This is a genomic window from Apilactobacillus xinyiensis, from assembly GCF_019656235.1.
Classification (GTDB): domain Bacteria; phylum Bacillota; class Bacilli; order Lactobacillales; family Lactobacillaceae; genus Apilactobacillus; species Apilactobacillus xinyiensis.
The window spans coordinates 58,327-73,496 of record NZ_BPLL01000003.1 but is presented as its reverse complement, the minus strand read 5'-3'; the positions used below and the strand labels follow the sequence as shown (position 1 = coordinate 73,496).

17 protein-coding genes are annotated in these 15,170 nt (G+C 30.5%); 16 read left to right on the top strand and 1 reads right to left on the bottom strand.

The genetic code is table 11. From position 1 onward, the window contains the following. The first annotated feature begins 12 nt into the window (after positions 1-12). The 9 genes from dtd to K5Q11_RS01650 all read left to right on the top strand — a co-directional run bounded on the left by dtd (position 13) and on the right by K5Q11_RS01650 (position 9,704). Entirely contained in the window at positions 13-459 is a 447-nt protein-coding gene (dtd, locus tag K5Q11_RS01690) for a D-aminoacyl-tRNA deacylase (RefSeq protein ID WP_220751002.1), read from the top strand. Between the two features lie 49 nt (positions 460-508). After that, positions 509-1,162: an HAD-IA family hydrolase gene (locus K5Q11_RS01685; protein ID WP_220751001.1), complete on the top strand. Its 654-nt coding sequence runs from the start codon at positions 509-511 to the stop codon at positions 1,160-1,162. 290 nt (positions 1,163-1,452) lie between these two features. Then, on the top strand, positions 1,453-2,742 hold the full coding sequence (gene hisS, locus K5Q11_RS01680) for a histidine--tRNA ligase (protein ID WP_220751000.1): 1,290 nt from the start codon (positions 1,453-1,455) through the stop codon (positions 2,740-2,742). A 14-nt stretch (positions 2,743-2,756) separates the two neighbouring features. Beyond that, positions 2,757-4,535, top strand: coding sequence for an aspartate--tRNA ligase (gene aspS / locus K5Q11_RS01675; protein WP_220750999.1), 1,779 nt, complete (start codon positions 2,757-2,759; stop codon positions 4,533-4,535). 95 nt (positions 4,536-4,630) lie between these two features. Beyond that, the gene (locus K5Q11_RS01670) at positions 4,631-5,509 is read left to right on the top strand and encodes a YitT family protein (protein WP_220727764.1); all 879 of its coding nucleotides are present in this window, start codon (positions 4,631-4,633) and stop codon (positions 5,507-5,509) included. A 73-nt stretch (positions 5,510-5,582) separates the two neighbouring features. Beyond that, positions 5,583-6,746, top strand: coding sequence for a CDP-glycerol glycerophosphotransferase family protein (locus K5Q11_RS01665; RefSeq protein WP_220727765.1), 1,164 nt, complete (start codon positions 5,583-5,585; stop codon positions 6,744-6,746). Positions 6,747-6,762: 16 nt separating this feature from the next. Continuing rightward, a complete protein-coding gene (locus K5Q11_RS01660) occupies positions 6,763-7,572 on the top strand; it encodes an ABC transporter permease (protein WP_220727766.1) in 810 nt (269 codons plus the stop codon). 19 nt (positions 7,573-7,591) lie between these two features. Then, on the top strand, positions 7,592-8,809 hold the full coding sequence (locus tag K5Q11_RS01655; RefSeq protein WP_220727767.1) for a CDP-glycerol glycerophosphotransferase family protein: 1,218 nt from the start codon (positions 7,592-7,594) through the stop codon (positions 8,807-8,809). Continuing rightward, the gene (locus K5Q11_RS01650; RefSeq protein ID WP_220727769.1) at positions 8,799-9,704 is read left to right on the top strand and encodes a deoxyribonuclease IV; all 906 of its coding nucleotides are present in this window, start codon (positions 8,799-8,801) and stop codon (positions 9,702-9,704) included. The genes K5Q11_RS01655 and K5Q11_RS01650 overlap by 11 nt, the downstream gene beginning before the upstream one ends. A gap of 38 nt (positions 9,705-9,742) precedes the next feature. Here K5Q11_RS01650 and K5Q11_RS01645 read toward each other — a convergent pair whose 3' ends face one another. Then, a complete protein-coding gene (locus tag K5Q11_RS01645) occupies positions 9,743-10,558 on the bottom strand; it encodes a pyruvate, water dikinase regulatory protein (RefSeq protein ID WP_220750998.1) in 816 nt (271 codons plus the stop codon). Between the two features lie 175 nt (positions 10,559-10,733). On the opposite strand from K5Q11_RS01645, the gene rpsU reads away from it, so the two are divergent. From rpsU to recO, 7 genes are all read left to right on the top strand, one after another. Beyond that, entirely contained in the window at positions 10,734-10,925 is a 192-nt protein-coding gene (gene rpsU / locus K5Q11_RS01640) for a 30S ribosomal protein S21 (protein WP_056966837.1), read from the top strand. Between the two features lie 71 nt (positions 10,926-10,996). After that, a complete protein-coding gene (locus K5Q11_RS01635; protein WP_220727771.1) occupies positions 10,997-11,440 on the top strand; it encodes a GatB/YqeY domain-containing protein in 444 nt (147 codons plus the stop codon). Between the two features lie 122 nt (positions 11,441-11,562). Further along, positions 11,563-12,537 carry a PhoH family protein gene (locus K5Q11_RS01630; protein WP_220750997.1) on the top strand — a complete coding sequence of 325 codons (975 nt, stop codon included), beginning with the start codon at positions 11,563-11,565 and terminating at the stop codon, positions 12,535-12,537. Between the two features lie 15 nt (positions 12,538-12,552). Continuing rightward, positions 12,553-13,032 carry an rRNA maturation RNase YbeY gene (gene ybeY / locus K5Q11_RS01625; RefSeq protein ID WP_220727773.1) on the top strand — a complete coding sequence of 160 codons (480 nt, stop codon included), beginning with the start codon at positions 12,553-12,555 and terminating at the stop codon, positions 13,030-13,032. Continuing rightward, a complete protein-coding gene (locus K5Q11_RS01620) occupies positions 13,016-13,414 on the top strand; it encodes a diacylglycerol kinase family protein (protein WP_220750996.1) in 399 nt (132 codons plus the stop codon). The genes ybeY and K5Q11_RS01620 overlap by 17 nt, the downstream gene beginning before the upstream one ends. Before the next feature lie 14 nt (positions 13,415-13,428). Continuing rightward, positions 13,429-14,337 (top strand): GTPase Era, encoded by a 909-nt coding sequence (gene era / locus K5Q11_RS01615; protein ID WP_220750995.1) that lies wholly within the window; start codon positions 13,429-13,431, stop codon positions 14,335-14,337. 21 nt (positions 14,338-14,358) lie between these two features. Next, complete coding sequence (gene recO / locus K5Q11_RS01610) at positions 14,359-15,120, top strand: DNA repair protein RecO (RefSeq protein WP_220750994.1); 762 nt, start codon at positions 14,359-14,361, stop codon at positions 15,118-15,120. Positions 15,121-15,170: the final 50 nt, after the last annotated feature.

The window sequence follows — 15,170 nt, the reverse complement described above, 5'->3', positions numbered from 1 at the left end:
ATGTGGAATCTTTTGCGTATAGTTTTACAAAGAGTTAATAAAGCAAGTGTTTCTATTGACGATATAGAATATAGCTCAATTCATTTAGGTTATTTATTATTAGTCGGCGTTGAAGATTCTGACGGTGAAGATGAAATTGAGTATCTAATTCGAAAAATATCTAATTTAAGAATTTTTGAAGATTCTGATAAAAAAATGAATCTTAATATTAAGCAAGTGAATGGAGAAATATTATCAGTATCGCAATTTACTTTATATGCTGATACAAAACATGGTAATCGACCTTCATTTGTAAAAGCGGGTAAACCATCATATGCTGAAAAGATATACAATGACTTTAATCAAAAATTATTAGAAACTGGTATAACAGTTAAAGCAGGAGTTTTTGGTGCTGATATGACGGTGCAAATTGAAAATAATGGTCCTTGTACAATTATTTTTGATACAGATAATAAATAAAAGAACCTACATTTAGGTTCTTTTATTTTTAAATTAGGAGACTGATTTTATGAAAAACATTATTTGGGATTTTGATGGAACATTATTTGATACTTATCCACAAATGGTTAATAGTTTTTTGTTAGCTTTGAAAAAGATGCACATAGATGAAATGGAAATTGATGAATATGAAATTTATGAGGTTATGCGTAGGCATTCATTATCTACAGCTATTCAAAAGTATGCAGCACATTATAATTTAGTTGCTGGTGATTTAAAATTGAATTATCAATTATATGAAAAACAAAATATATTAAAATCTAAGCCATTTTTTAATCTGGAAACACTATTATTAAATACTATTAAAAATGATTATAGCCATTTTATACTAACACACCGTGATAAACAGACTTTATACCAAGTTCTTGAAAATAATCACTTTGCTGATTATTTTAAAATGATTATTACAAAGGATGACAACCTGCCTAGAAAGCCTAATCCAGCGGCAATCAATCAAATCATTGAAAAAAATAATCTTAAAAAAATGGATACTTTAATTATTGGTGATCGGGTTATAGATATTAGAGCAGGTCAAAATGCAGGGATTAAGTCAATTTTATTTGATCCAGATGCTATAATAATTGAAAACTGTAACGCAAATCACAAATTTTCGAATATGTATGATTTAAAATTATTTTTAATGAATTTGGGAAAAGATAAATAGTAAATCTTGACTTTTAGCTTTTTTTAATTTAATCTGAAATAGAATTAAATATTTTACCTATGATAAAGAATAGTACGGTCAATCTTGTTGCAAAGAGAACATCTATATTGCTGAAAAGATGGGTTCGAGATTACTGAAAGACGCTTTTGAGGTTAATAACATTTGTTATTCGCATGTTAATTGCGTTATTTTTAGAAACAAAAAGGTGGTACCGTGCTTTTTAAGCGCCCTTGATTATATTTTTATAATATAGTCAAGGGCTTTTTATTTTATATTTAGGAGGGTTTATTATGCGATATCAACGTCCAAAGGGTACAGCTGACATTTTACCCGGAGAATCAGAAAAATGGCAATATATTGAAGAAACTGCTAGAATGCTATTTTCTGACTATAGATATAGAGAAATAAGAACGCCAATGTTTGAAAATTTTGATGTATTTTCTAGAACCTCAGGTGAAACATCTGACATTGTTACTAAGGAAATGTATGATTTTTATGATAAAGGTGATCGTCATATTACATTAAGACCAGAAGGAACAGCTGGAGTAGTTAGAGCATTTATTGAAAATAAATTATATGGTCCTGATGTTCAAAAGCCAGTTAAAGTATTTTATTCTGGTCCTATGTTTAGATACGAAAGACCACAATCAGGTCGATTACGTGAATTTCATCAAATTGGAGTAGAAGCTTTTGGTAGTGAATCACCAGAATTAGATGTTGAAGTTATTGCGATGGCAATGGATTTATTACAACATTTTGGTATTAAGGACTTAAAATTAACCATTAATACTTTAGGTGACAAAGAAACTAGAGCTAATTATCGTCAAGCTTTAATTGATTATTTAGAACCACATTTTGATGAACTTAGTGAAGATTCTAAAGAACGTTTACATAAGAATCCGCTAAGAGTGTTGGATAGTAAGGCTCCAGAAGATCAAAAATTCGTTGAAAAAGCACCTTCGATTTTGGATTATTTAACTGATGATGCGCAAAATCATTTTGATAAGGTTACTAGTCTTTTGAAACGATTAGGCATTGATTATGTAGTTGATTCAACAATTGTTCGAGGCTTAGATTATTACAACCATACTATTTTTGAAATTATGGCTAATTCAAAAGCCTTAGGTAGTGGCTATACTACTATTTGTGCTGGTGGTCGTTATGATGGCTTAGTTTCAGAATTAGGCGGTCCTGAAGTTTCTGGAATTGGTTTTGGATTAGGAGTAGAACGTCTACTTTTACTTATGGATTCTGAAAAAGTTGAGTTTCCACAGTTTAATCCATTAGATGTATATGTAGTAGCCATTGGTGAACAAGCAAGTTTGGAATCCTTAGAAATTGTACAATCTTTGAGATACCGTGGTTTTTCTGCTGATAGAGATTATTTATCACGTAAACCCAAGGCACAATTTAAATCTGCTGATAAATTACACGCTAACTTTACAATAACCATTGGTGATAAAGAATTAGAAAGTAAAACTGTAAATCTAAAATCAATGGAAACCGGAAAAGAAATATCTGTAGATTTAGATGCTATTAAAAAAGATTTTTCAGCAGTTATTGAAAATAATTTTGATTAGAGGAGATGGTTCATATGGATAGAACAACATATTGTGGACTAGTTGATGAAAGCTATTTAGGACAAGAAGTTTGCCTAGATGGTTGGGTACAAAAACGTCGTGATTTAGGTAAATTAATTTTCGTAGATTTACGTGATCGTGAAGGAATTGTACAATTAGTTTTTAGTGAAGAATACAGTAAAAAAGCTTTAGAAATGGCTGATGAACTTCGTAGTGAATATGTCATTCAAGTTCGTGGAACTGTAGTTGCTAGAAGTGAAAAAGAAATAAATAATGATATGCGTACTGGTAAAGTAGAAGTTGATGTTACTAATGTTGAAATTTTTAACAAAGCTAAGACTGCACCTTTCGATATTAAGGATGGTATTTCTGCTTCTGAAGACACTAAATTAAAATACCGTTACTTAGATTTACGTAGACCAGAAGTACAAAAAGGTATTTTACTAAGAAACCGTATTATGCAATCAGTACACAGTTACTTCGATAGTAAAGGATTTATTGATATTGAAACTCCTAATTTAACAGTTTCAACTCCTGAAGGAGCTCGTGATTACTTAGTGCCTTCACGTTTATATCATGGTTCTTACTATGCTCTACCTCAATCTCCTCAACTATTTAAACAATTATTAATGGGTTCTGGATTTGACCGTTATTACCAAATCGCACGTTGTTTCCGTGATGAAGACTTGCGAGGAGATCGTCAACCTGAATTTACACAAATTGATATGGAAACTTCATTCTTGAATGCTAAAGATATTCAAGATATTACTGAAGGTTTAATTGCTAAAGTTATGAAAGATGCTTTAGATATTGATGTTAAACTTCCTTTCAAACGTATTAGTTGGCAAGATTCTATGGATAGATTTGGTACTGACCAACCAGATGTTAGATTTGGAATGGAATTAAAAGATATTTCAGACATTGTTAAAGATGTAGACTTTAAAGTTTTTGCTAGCGCTGTTGAAAATGGTGGTAAAGTTAAAGCTATTTGTGTTCCTGGCGGTGCTGATAAATATTCTAGAAAAGATATCGATAAATATGCTAAATACATTGAAAGATTTGGTGCTAAAGGTTTAGCATGGATGAAAGTTACTGATGATGGATTTAACGGACCAATTGCTAAATTCTTTAAAGATGAAACGATTGATAGTGCAATTAAACAACGTACAGATGCCAAAGTAGGTGACTTATTACTATTTGTTGCTGACCGCGAAAAAGTAGTTGCTGATACGCTTGGATACTTGCGAGTAGCAATTGCTGAAGAACAAAATATGATTCCAAAAGACGTATTTGATTTCTTATGGGTCGTAGACTGGCCATTATTTGATTATGATGAAGGAATTGATAGATGGGTTCCTGCTCACCATCCATTTACTATGCCTAATGAAGGTGATGAACATTACTTAAACGATGGCGAAGATCCACATAAAGCGCATGCACAAAGTTATGATATTATCCTAAATGGTCTAGAACTTGGTGGTGGATCAATTCGTATCCATAAAAAAGAGTTACAACTTAAAATGTTAAAAGCATTAGGCTTTGACCGTGAAAAAGCACAAGCACGTTTTGGATATTTCCTAGATGCTTTGGATTATGGTTTTCCACCACATGGTGGACTAGCAATCGGATTAGATCGTTTTGCTAGACTATTAGCACAAACTGAAAATATTCGTGATGTTATTGCATTCCCTAAGAACTCTAAAGCTACTGAACCAATGACTAATGCTCCATCTCCAGTTTCTAAAAAACAATTAGAAGATTTGGGAATTGAACCTGATGATAGCGCATATTAATAATAAAAAAGCTGATTTATTCAGCTTTTTTTTACTATTCACTTATTCATTTCAATGTTATACTAATTTCATATTTTTGTTGAGGAGTAATAATTATGGATGATGTACAAAAAGTTTTGAGAAGACATCAGTATATAGCTAAAGCTTCTACTGCTTTTATGTATGGAATAATGGTTTCGATAGCCATGAACTTTTTTTGGACACCAGGAAATATCTATTCATCTGGGTTCACGGGATTAGCACAATTAATCAATACCATTTCTTCAAGATATTTACCATTTACCATTTCTGCGTCTTGGGGATTGTTGTTATTTAACATTCCGTTGTTAATTTTAGCTTGGAAGCAAATTGGCCATCAATTTGCTTTATTTACACTTTTGACGGTTTTTCTAGCTAGTTTTATGATTAAGGCTTTGCATCCAGTGTATTTAACCCATGATCCTATGATTTGTGCCATTTTTGGTGGTGTAGTTAATGGTTTTGGGACTGGACTGAGCTTGAAGAATGAAATTTCAACTGGTGGTTTAGATATTTTAGGGATTGTTATAAGACGTAAAACAGGTAAAAGTATTGGAAATATTAATATTATGTTCAATGTTTTTATTGTGTCAGCAGCCGGCTTTGCTTATGGTTGGCCATTTGCTTTCTATTCTGCAATCGGAATTGTTGTTAACGCAAAGGCAATTGATTTTGCCTACACTAGACAACAAAGGATGCAAGTATTAATTGTAACTAATCGTCCTAAGCGAGTAGTTGATAGTATTCAAAATCATATGCGTCGTGGAGTTACAATTATTCATGGAGCCGAAGGTGCTTATCGTCATGATGTTAAAACGATTTTGTTTACAACGATTTCACGATATGAAATGGCTGAATTAGAAGAAGCCATTGATGAATCAGACCCTAAAGCATTTGCTAGTGTAACCGAAGCAGATACTATCTTGGGACATTTTTATGAACATAAGTTAAAATGATTCCCAAAAACTTTTTAATTATTGTTTTTAAATTATGTTATAATTACCACTTGTATTAAACATTACAAATTATATGGTGGGGTATAAATTGAAAGTATTTTATCTGTGGTTGATAAAAATTATTTCTTTTTTATGTAATTTTAGGAAAAAACGTAACGTTATTTACATAATGAGTTTTGATAATAACTTACAGTTAATTAAAAAAATTGCAAACAATTTACCAAAAAATCGTAAATTAATTGTTTTATATAAACCAGTTACTGAAGCTGCAGCTACTGATTTAGCAGCATATGGAATTGAAACTGTTCCGTTTTGGGATGGGTTACATTTTGTTTTTAAAATATTGCCTACTATAATGACCGGTAGTTTGATTTTTTGTGATAATTATTTTCCATTTTTAGGTGGTATGTACCATTCCCATAAAACAAAGATTATTCAATTATGGCACGCTAATGGAGCTATTAAAAAGTTTGGTTGGGAAGATCCAACAACTGCTTTAAGAAGCAAATCTGATAAAAAACGTTTTCAAAAAGTATACGATAGTTTTGATGATTACGTAGTTGCTTCTGAAACTATGGGTAAAGTTTTTGAAAATAGTTATCATGTTCCATTTGATCGAATGAAAATGATTGGTTATCCTAGATCAGATAGGCTTTTTCATCATAAGTGGCAAGATTTAGCTAAAAAAAGAGTTTATAAAGCGGCACCTGAATTAAAAAATAAACGAGTTATTTTATATGCGCCTACTTATCGTGAAGATATTGGCTTTAATCCACCGAAAGATTTGTCTAAAGTGTTATCTTCTACTGAAGATGCTGTAGTGGTAGTTAAACTTCATCCACTTTTAAAAGATAGAGAGCATGAGTTGCAGCAAATAAGCAATAATCAAAATTTATGTTTTTATAGTCAATTATCTACTAACGATTTATTATCGGTGACGGATACACTTATAACTGATTATTCATCAATTGCCTTTGATTTTGCACTATTGCCAAAGGCACATTCATTATTATTTTTTATGTTTGATTTAGATAAATATAAAAAAGATCCAGGTATTCAAGATGATATGCTAAATTGGTTACCTAGTAAACCAATCACTACTACCGGTGATTTAGCTAAAGCTATTAAGTCAAATCATAAAACTGATTTTACAAAATTTAATCAAAATTGGAATACTTATAATGATGGATTTGCAACCGAAAGATTAATTGATAAATATATTAAAACATTAAAGTAAAGGAAGTGTGACTGACTTGAAAGAAGTCATTACATTAATTAAAGAACAGTTTGGTAATTTAGGCATAATGTTTCGAATTTCTAAATACCAAGACAAATCAGATTATCAAAGTCACTATTTAGGTTTAGTTTGGGAGTATTTATATCCAATTATTCAGATTGGAATTTATTGGTTAGTATTTGGTTTCGGTTTAAAGAAAGGGACATCCGGTGGGGTTGATTACCTTTCATGGATGGTTATTGGGATTACTCCTTGGTTCTACATGAATAGTGTAGTTTTAGATGCATCTAAGAGTATTTACCTTCAAGTTGGGATGGTTTCTAAAATGAAATTCCCAGTTAGTGTTTTACCAACAATTAAAGTTATCTCTAATTTAAGCTCTTTTTGGGCAATGCTAGTTGTTTCAATTTTCATTGCATTTTTCAAAGGTGGCATTGTACCTAATATGTATTGGATTCAGTGGATTTACTACTTCTTTGCCATGGTTTGTTGGTTAGTAGCTTTTAGTATTTTTAATTCAACAATTGCTATTTTAGTAAGAGACTATCGAATCTTTCTACAATCATTGATGCGTATGCTATTTTACATGTCGGGAGTATTATTTAATTTTGAAACTAATGCTTTTCCAGCACCCTTAGTTCGAATTTTTCAATTGAATCCGTTTTTCTATATTATTTCAGGATTCAGAGAATCTATGCTAGGTGATGATTGGTTCTGGCAAAAACCTATCTTAACTATCACATTTTGGCTTTTTGTGTTATTTTTCTTACTAGTTGGTTCACACTTACATTACAAATTCCGTTCTAGATTTGTGGACTTAATTTAAAATAGAAATGAGGATTTTTATGAATAGTTTAAAAAATAAACTTATAAATTGTATTAAAATTCTCATTAGAGGTGGACTCATCGTTATTAACGATGGGTTTATTTATTTACCTGTAAAAAAGAATTTAGTTATTTTTGAAAGTTTTAATGGGAAAGATATTAATGATAATCCAGCTGCAATTTATAGAGAGTGGATTAAAACACACAATAAAAATTTAGCTTATTTTAGTGTAAAACCTAAACTATATAATAAATTAAAAGCAGAGTACCCAGAGATTAAACTAGTTAAGCGTTTTATGCCCAAGTGGGTTTATTTAATGGCTAGAGCTAATTTTTGGGTCTTTAATTCAAGAATCCCTGGCTGGTGGAAGAAAAATCGCAACACCACTTACATTCAAACTTGGCATGGTACTCCTTTAAAAAAATTAGGTGTTGATATTGATAATGTTGAAATACCTAATATAAGTACTAAAAAATATAAACATGAATTTATTAAGGAATCACACCGATGGAGTTATTTAATTGCACCCAATCAGTATTCTAAAGATATTTTTTCTAGAGCGTTTAATTTTAAAGGTCAATCTTTAGACATAGGCTACCCTAGAAATGATGTTTTATATAAAAATAATAATTTAGAATATATTAAGACGTTGAAAAAAGATTTATTAGGTAATTCAAACTGTAAGGTGATTACCTATGCACCTACTTGGCGTGATGATGATTATACTAAAAAAGGTGCTTATAACTTTGAACTTCCGTTTGATTTAAAATCTTTTTTCAATGCGGTGGATAGTGATACAATTCTAGTTATTAGGCCACACTACTTAATTAAAGATAATATTAATATTAAGGGATTTGAAAATCGCGTTAAAATTTTAGCTGACAATGATATAAGTCAAATATATTTAATTTCAGATTTATTAATTACAGATTATTCTTCGGTAATGTTTGATTACGCTAATCTTAAGCGCCCAATGCTTTTTTATGCATATGATTTGGAGCATTATCGAGACCATTTAAGAGGTTTTTATTTTAACTATAAAACTGAATTGCCAGGACCATTAGCACAAAATGAACAGCAGTTTTTAAAGTGGATAGCGATTTTTAACAACGCAGGCATTTTTAATGGCTATGATATACAATTTAATAATTTTTACAATAAATATTGTAGTTGGGAATCTGATCAATCTGCATTTAAAGTTACTAATTTAATGGAGGAACTTTCAAATGGAAAATAATTTTTTAATTGGTTCACATGTTAGTATGAGTGGAAGTAAGATGCTGTTAGGAGCAGCTGAAGAAGCTAATAGTTACGATGAAAATGCTTTTATGGTATATACAGGTGCTCCACAAAATACAGTACGTAAAGGTATTGATAAGTTTAGAATTGAAGATGGTCATAAATATATGCATGATCATGATATTCAATCATTAGTAGTACATGCGCCATACATCATTAATTTAGCTAATAATAAAAAAATAGCTAGTTATAACTTTGCCATTAAATTTTTACATGATGAAATTGTTAGAGCTGATGCTATTGGTGCTAAACAAATTGTTTTACATCCAGGTTCACATGTTGGACTAGGTGAGGATAAGGGAATTGAAAACATTGCTAAGGGTTTAAACGAAGTTATCGATGCTAATCAAACGGCTCAGATTGCTTTAGAAACTATGGCTGGAAAGGGTACTGAAGTGGGTCGAAGTTTTGAACAAATTGCTTCTATTATGGATAAAGTAGAATTAAACGATAAATTGTCGGTTACTTTTGATACTTGTCATACTAATGATGCCGGTTACGATGTAAAAAATAACTTTGACGATGTTTTAAATGAATTTGACAAAATAATTGGCTTACCAAAACTTAAAGTAGTGCATTTAAATGATTCTAAAAATCCTTTTGCTAGTCATAAAGATCGTCATGAAATTATTGGATTAGGAACTATTGGTTTTGATAGTTTAGATTATATAGCACATCATGAAAGTTTGGTTGATGTTCCTAAAATTATGGAAACACCAATGGTAAAACTGGAAGATGGCAAAACTAAAAAATCACCACACTATTTTGAGGTACAGATGTTAAAAACACATCAATTTAATCCAAATTTATTAGCCGATATTAAAAATCAATAAAAAAGTAGCCATATGATTGGCTACTTTTTTATTGATTTTTATTTTTCTCTAGTGTCAATATTCAAACTTTCCATTATGATAGTTGCGGTTTCTTCAATGGATTTGTCATATACATTAATATTTAAACAACCAATTTTGTTATACAATTTACGAGCGTATTCTAATTCAGCTTCGATATGTTGGGTATTTGAATATGGTGTATCAACGTCTAAACCGTAAGATAGCATTCTTGCTTCTCGAATTTTTTTCAGTGCTTCTACACTGTTAGTTAAACCAAAAATTTTATTTTTATTAATACTCCAAATTTCATCTGGTAATTGAGTTTCCGGACCAATTGGAACATTAGCTACTTTTAAGTTTTTATTAGCTAAATATAGTGATAATGGGGTTTTAGATGTTCTAGAAACTCCTAGAATTACAATGTCTGCCTGTGCTAAGTTTTGAGGGTTTTTACCATCATCATTGGCAACTGCAAATTCCATTGCAGCAATACGATCAAAATAGTTTTCATTTAAATCATGTACTAAGCCAGTTATTTTTTCTGGATGTTCATCAGTTTGATCAGATATTAACTGTAGAGGTTTTTGAATACAATCAAAATTCCTTAAACCCTTAGTTTTTGTAAACTCTACTACACGATTGCTTAATTTTGTATCTACAAGGGTATGGAATATTATTGCTTTTTTCTTTTCTGCTAAATTTAAAATTCCATTTAAAATAGAATCAGTAGTGATAAATGGATATCTTTCATATTCAATTTCAATATTTTTAAATTGTGAACATGCTGTTTTAGCTACTTGCATTGCAGTTTCACCGCTAGAATCTGATACAGCAAATACGATTAGTTTTTTCATAATTTAATGCTCCCTTGCTTTTTACTATATTCTAGCATAATTATTTTAATTTTATTTTTCATAGAAAGATTGACGTATAATATTTATTTTTGTATAATTATTAAGAACCGGTTTAAGTTGTTAAAACACATTTTAAACAAGTTGTATTTTGAATTCGGAGGGAGGGAATTTTCATATGTCAAAAACAGTTGTTCGTAAAAACGAGTCTTTTGATGATGCTCTTCGTCGTTTCAAACGTACAGTTTCTAAAAACGGTACATTGAGAGAATACCGTAAACGAGAATTCTACGAAAAACCAAGTGTTAAACGTAAGTTAAAATCTGAAGCAGCACGTAAACGCAATAACAAGAAAAAACGTCGCTTCTAATTATTGTAAAAAACGCCCCTGTTTAAATCCAGGAGCGTTTTTTATTATTTTTTACAAAAGGGGATTATATTATGAGTATAGCTAATTCGCTAATGACTGATTTAAAGAACGCTATGAAAGCACATGACAAAGTTAAGCTTACCGTTGTAAGAATGCTTAAGGCTTCTCTAATGAATGAAAAAATTAAGTTAGGTCATGATTTATCAGATGAAGAAGAAATAACGGTTGTTAGTCGTGAAGCCAAACAACATAAAGAATCAATTGATGAATTCAAAGAAGCTGGTAGAGATGATTTAGTAGAACAACAAGAAGCTGAATTATCTATTTTGAAAGACTATTTGCCTAAGCAACTATCAGAAGATGAAATTAATCAAGTAGTTGCTGAAGCAATTGAGCAAGTTGGTGCTTCTAACATGTCTGATTTTGGTAAAGTTATGGGAGCAGTTATGCCTAAGGTTAAAGGTAAGGCTGACGGTAATTTAGTTAACCAAGCTGTCAAATCTCAACTAAAATAATATATTTCGTATACTAATTAACACAGTTGTTAGTTAGTATCATACATAGAACAAACTGCTTTTTTTAAGTATAAAATTATGCTAATATTTGATTAATAAAACTTGTAAAGGAGAAAGCTGTATTGGCTGAAAACTCTAAGATTAAAAAGCAATTTATACTAAATAATTTAGATGATGAACCCTTACTACTTGGGGCGCAAAATAAGTTTATGTTTTTGCTTGAAGAAGGCATGGAAGTTACAATCAATCCTTTTGGAACAGAAATTAATGTTTTAGGTCTCAAAGAAAATGTTAATGCTGTTATTCAAATATTAAGCAATTTATTAGATTTGATTCAGCAAGGTATTTCTATCAATAGTAGTGATGTTGTTAGTGCTATGAACATGGCTAAAAATGGCACTTTAAAACATTTTCAAGACCTGTATAATCAAATCTTAATTAAAGATAATAATGGTAAACCTATTCGTGTGAAAAACTTTGGACAACGTCAATATGTTCAATCTGTGTCTAGAAACGACATTACCTTTGGCATTGGACCAGCTGGAACGGGTAAGACCTTTTTGGCAGTCGTTATGGCAGTAGCTGCTCTTAAACGAGGAACGGTAGAAAAAATTATTTTAACTAGACCTGCTGTTGAAGCGGGTGAGAGTCTTGGCTTTTTGCCAGGTGATTTAAAAGAAAAAGTGGATCCATATTTAAGACCTATTTATGATGCTTTGCATGCTGTTTTAGGCACGGAGCATACTGCTAGATTAATGGAACGAGAAGTTATTGAAATTGCACCATTAGCGTATATGCGTGGAAGGACTCTAGATTCAGCTTTTGTAATATTAGACGAAGCACAAAACACTACTACCGCACAAATGAAGATGTTTTTAACTAGATTAGGTTTTAATTCTAAAATGATTGTTAACGGTGATATATCACAAATTGATTTACCTAAACATGCTAGTAGCGGTTTAGTACAGGCTCAAAAGATTTTGCAAGATGTTGATAAAATTAGATTTGTAACCTTCAATTCGGCTGACGTAGTTCGTCATCCAGTAGTAGCCAAAATTATTGATGCATATGATAAATATAACGTTAAAAATAATTAGTTTAAGGAAGATAACATGGATTTAGAAATTTACGATGAAACCAAGAGTAAAGTACCACAAAAACATATTGACTTGATTAAAGACATTTTAGAATATGCAGGTAAATATATTAATTTAGCTGAAAACACTGAAATGTCAGTTACATTTGTTAATAATGATAGAATTCAACAAATTAATAAAAAATATCGTGGTGTTGATCGCGCTACTGATGTAATTAGTTTTGCTATCGAAGATGATAGTGATGATTTTCCAATTATTATGGATGATGAAATGCAAGCCGAAATACCTAAAAATATAGGTGACATATTTGTTTCAATTGATAAGGTAGCTGAGCAAGCTGAATTTTTAAATCATTCTTATGAGCGAGAGTTAGGCTTTTTAGTAGTACATGGATTTTTACACTTAAATGGTTATGATCATATGAAGCCTGAAGATGAAGCGGTTATGTTCCCACTACAAAGAAAAATAATGGATTCTTATGGCCTTAAAAGATAATGTTAAGCAGATTGGCAAAAATAAAAATTTTTGTCAATCTTTGATGCATGCCCTACAAGGAATTTGGGCTTTAGTAACTGAAGAAAGAAACTTTCGTTTTCATATTTTGGCTTCAGCATTTGCTTTTATGTTAGGTATATTTTTAAAAATCAATATAAATGATTGGTTATGGATTGTTACAGCAATTTTTTTGGTAATTGCAGCGGAAGTACTTAATACTATCGTTGAAACAGTAGTTGATTTAATAGTTGATAATCATTACAGTATCTTAGCTAAGAAAGCTAAAGACGTGGCTTCTGGTGGCGTTTTAATATCTGCTTTATTTGCTATTATAATTGGATGTTTGATTTTTATACCATCTTTTTTAAAATTAATTAGGTAATGGAGGATAATTTAATGAATGATAATAAGGAATTTCGTTCAGGATTTGTTGCGATTGTAGGACGTCCAAATGTTGGAAAATCTACATTTTTGAATCGAATTATTGGTCAAAAAATAGCAATTATGAGTGATAAAGCTCAAACTACTAGAAATAAAATACAAGGTGTATATACCACCGATGATGCTCAAATAGTATTCTTAGATACACCAGGAATTCATAAACCAATTAATAAATTAGATGATTTTATGGAAGATTCAGCTTTATCTGCTTTGAATGAGGTTGATGCAGTTTTATTCATGGTTAGTGCTACTGAGACTAGGGGCGCTGGTGACAATTTTATTATTGATAAGTTAAAGAAAGTTGATAAACCAATTTACTTATTAATTAACAAGATTGATGATATCAATCCTAACAAGTTATTAGACATTATGGATACCTATAAGAATGCTCTTGATTGGAGTGAAGTGTTTCCAATTTCAGCTTTACAGGGAAACAATGTAGATGAATTATTAGATAATTTAGAACATAAGTTACCTGAAGGTCCACAATATTATCCAGAAGATCAAGTTACTGATCATCCAGAAAGATTTATTGTTTCTGAACTAATTCGTGAAAAAATATTGATGCTAACTAGACAAGAAATTCCATATTCAGTAGCTGTAGAAGTTCAAAGTATGAAGTCTCAAGACAACGAAAAAGTTCATATTGAAGCTACAATTATTGTGGAACGTGACGGTCAAAAAGGAATTGTGATTGGTAAAAAAGGTGCAATGTTGAAAAAGATTGGAACGTTAGCTCGACAAGATATTGAAGATTTGCTTGGAAGCAAAGTATTCTTAGAACTATGGGTTAAAGTTCAACCAGGATGGCGTGATAAATCGGCTATGCTAAAATCTTTGGGATATCGTAAAGACAATTACTAATACTATTAAGGTGGTAATGTTATGAAAAATTATCACTATATAGATTTTCACGGGATTTTAATGTATCGTAAAAATTATCGTGAACATGATATGCTAGTTAAATTTTTCACTGCTGAATTTGGTCCTAAAATGTTTTTTTTAAGAGGGGCTAGAAAAAAGAATTATAAATTAGCTGCTGATATTTTGCCATTTAGTTATGGCAAATACACTGGTAACATAAAAAAAGATTTGTTGTGTTATATTATTAGTCCAATTGATGTTAAACATTATTTAAATATATCTGAAGATATTTATCTAAATGCATATGCGACTTATATTATGAATCTTTTAGATACAGCCTTTGAAGATGGTTATCATAGTCTAGAGTGGTTTAATAAATTATTCTATAGTTTAAAGCTAATAAATGTTGGAATGGATCCACAGATTGTTACTAACATCATGGAACTTCAGCTATTATCCGTTTTTGGAGTCGCCCCAGAATTACGCGGGTGTGTGATTTGCGGTCGTTCTGATTTAGATTTAGACTATTCTGAAAAGATGGGCGGATTAATATGTTCTAACCACTTTAATCAAGATTTATGTCGATTAAGATTGGACAAAAAGACAATTTATTACCTACGTAAATTTTCTATTATCGAACTTTCTAAAATTAATAATATTAAAGTTAATAATCAAACCAAAAAAGAATTGCGTTCTTTTTTTGATAATATTTATGAAAATGATTTAGGAATAAAGTTAAAAAGTAAAAAATTTTTAGATCAAATGAATAATTTTAAAATATAAAATTGACTTTTTATAATAGCTAATTTAATATTAAACTATATGAATAATTA

What these genes read in the sequence shown, in the direction of transcription:
- K5Q11_RS01665 (WP_220727765.1), top strand. Translation starts at nt 5,583, where the DNA reads ATGGTGGGGTATAAATTGAAAGTATTTTATCTGTGGTTGATAAAAATT.
- K5Q11_RS01685 (WP_220751001.1), top strand. Translation starts at nt 509, where the DNA reads ATGAAAAACATTATTTGGGATTTTGATGGAACATTATTTGATACTTAT.
- K5Q11_RS01650 (WP_220727769.1), top strand. Translation starts at nt 8,799, where the DNA reads ATGGAAAATAATTTTTTAATTGGTTCACATGTTAGTATGAGTGGAAGT.
- K5Q11_RS01620 (WP_220750996.1), top strand. Translation starts at nt 13,016, where the DNA reads ATGGCCTTAAAAGATAATGTTAAGCAGATTGGCAAAAATAAAAATTTT.
- K5Q11_RS01635 (WP_220727771.1), top strand. Translation starts at nt 10,997, where the DNA reads ATGAGTATAGCTAATTCGCTAATGACTGATTTAAAGAACGCTATGAAA.
- recO (WP_220750994.1), top strand. Translation starts at nt 14,359, where the DNA reads ATGAAAAATTATCACTATATAGATTTTCACGGGATTTTAATGTATCGT.
- K5Q11_RS01655 (WP_220727767.1), top strand. Translation starts at nt 7,592, where the DNA reads ATGAATAGTTTAAAAAATAAACTTATAAATTGTATTAAAATTCTCATT.
- rpsU (WP_056966837.1), top strand. Translation starts at nt 10,734, where the DNA reads ATGTCAAAAACAGTTGTTCGTAAAAACGAGTCTTTTGATGATGCTCTT.
- era (WP_220750995.1), top strand. Translation starts at nt 13,429, where the DNA reads ATGAATGATAATAAGGAATTTCGTTCAGGATTTGTTGCGATTGTAGGA.
- ybeY (WP_220727773.1), top strand. Translation starts at nt 12,553, where the DNA reads ATGGATTTAGAAATTTACGATGAAACCAAGAGTAAAGTACCACAAAAA.
- K5Q11_RS01645 (WP_220750998.1), bottom strand. Translation starts at nt 10,558, where the DNA reads ATGAAAAAACTAATCGTATTTGCTGTATCAGATTCTAGCGGTGAAACT.
- aspS (WP_220750999.1), top strand. Translation starts at nt 2,757, where the DNA reads ATGGATAGAACAACATATTGTGGACTAGTTGATGAAAGCTATTTAGGA.
- K5Q11_RS01670 (WP_220727764.1), top strand. Translation starts at nt 4,631, where the DNA reads ATGGATGATGTACAAAAAGTTTTGAGAAGACATCAGTATATAGCTAAA.
- hisS (WP_220751000.1), top strand. Translation starts at nt 1,453, where the DNA reads ATGCGATATCAACGTCCAAAGGGTACAGCTGACATTTTACCCGGAGAA.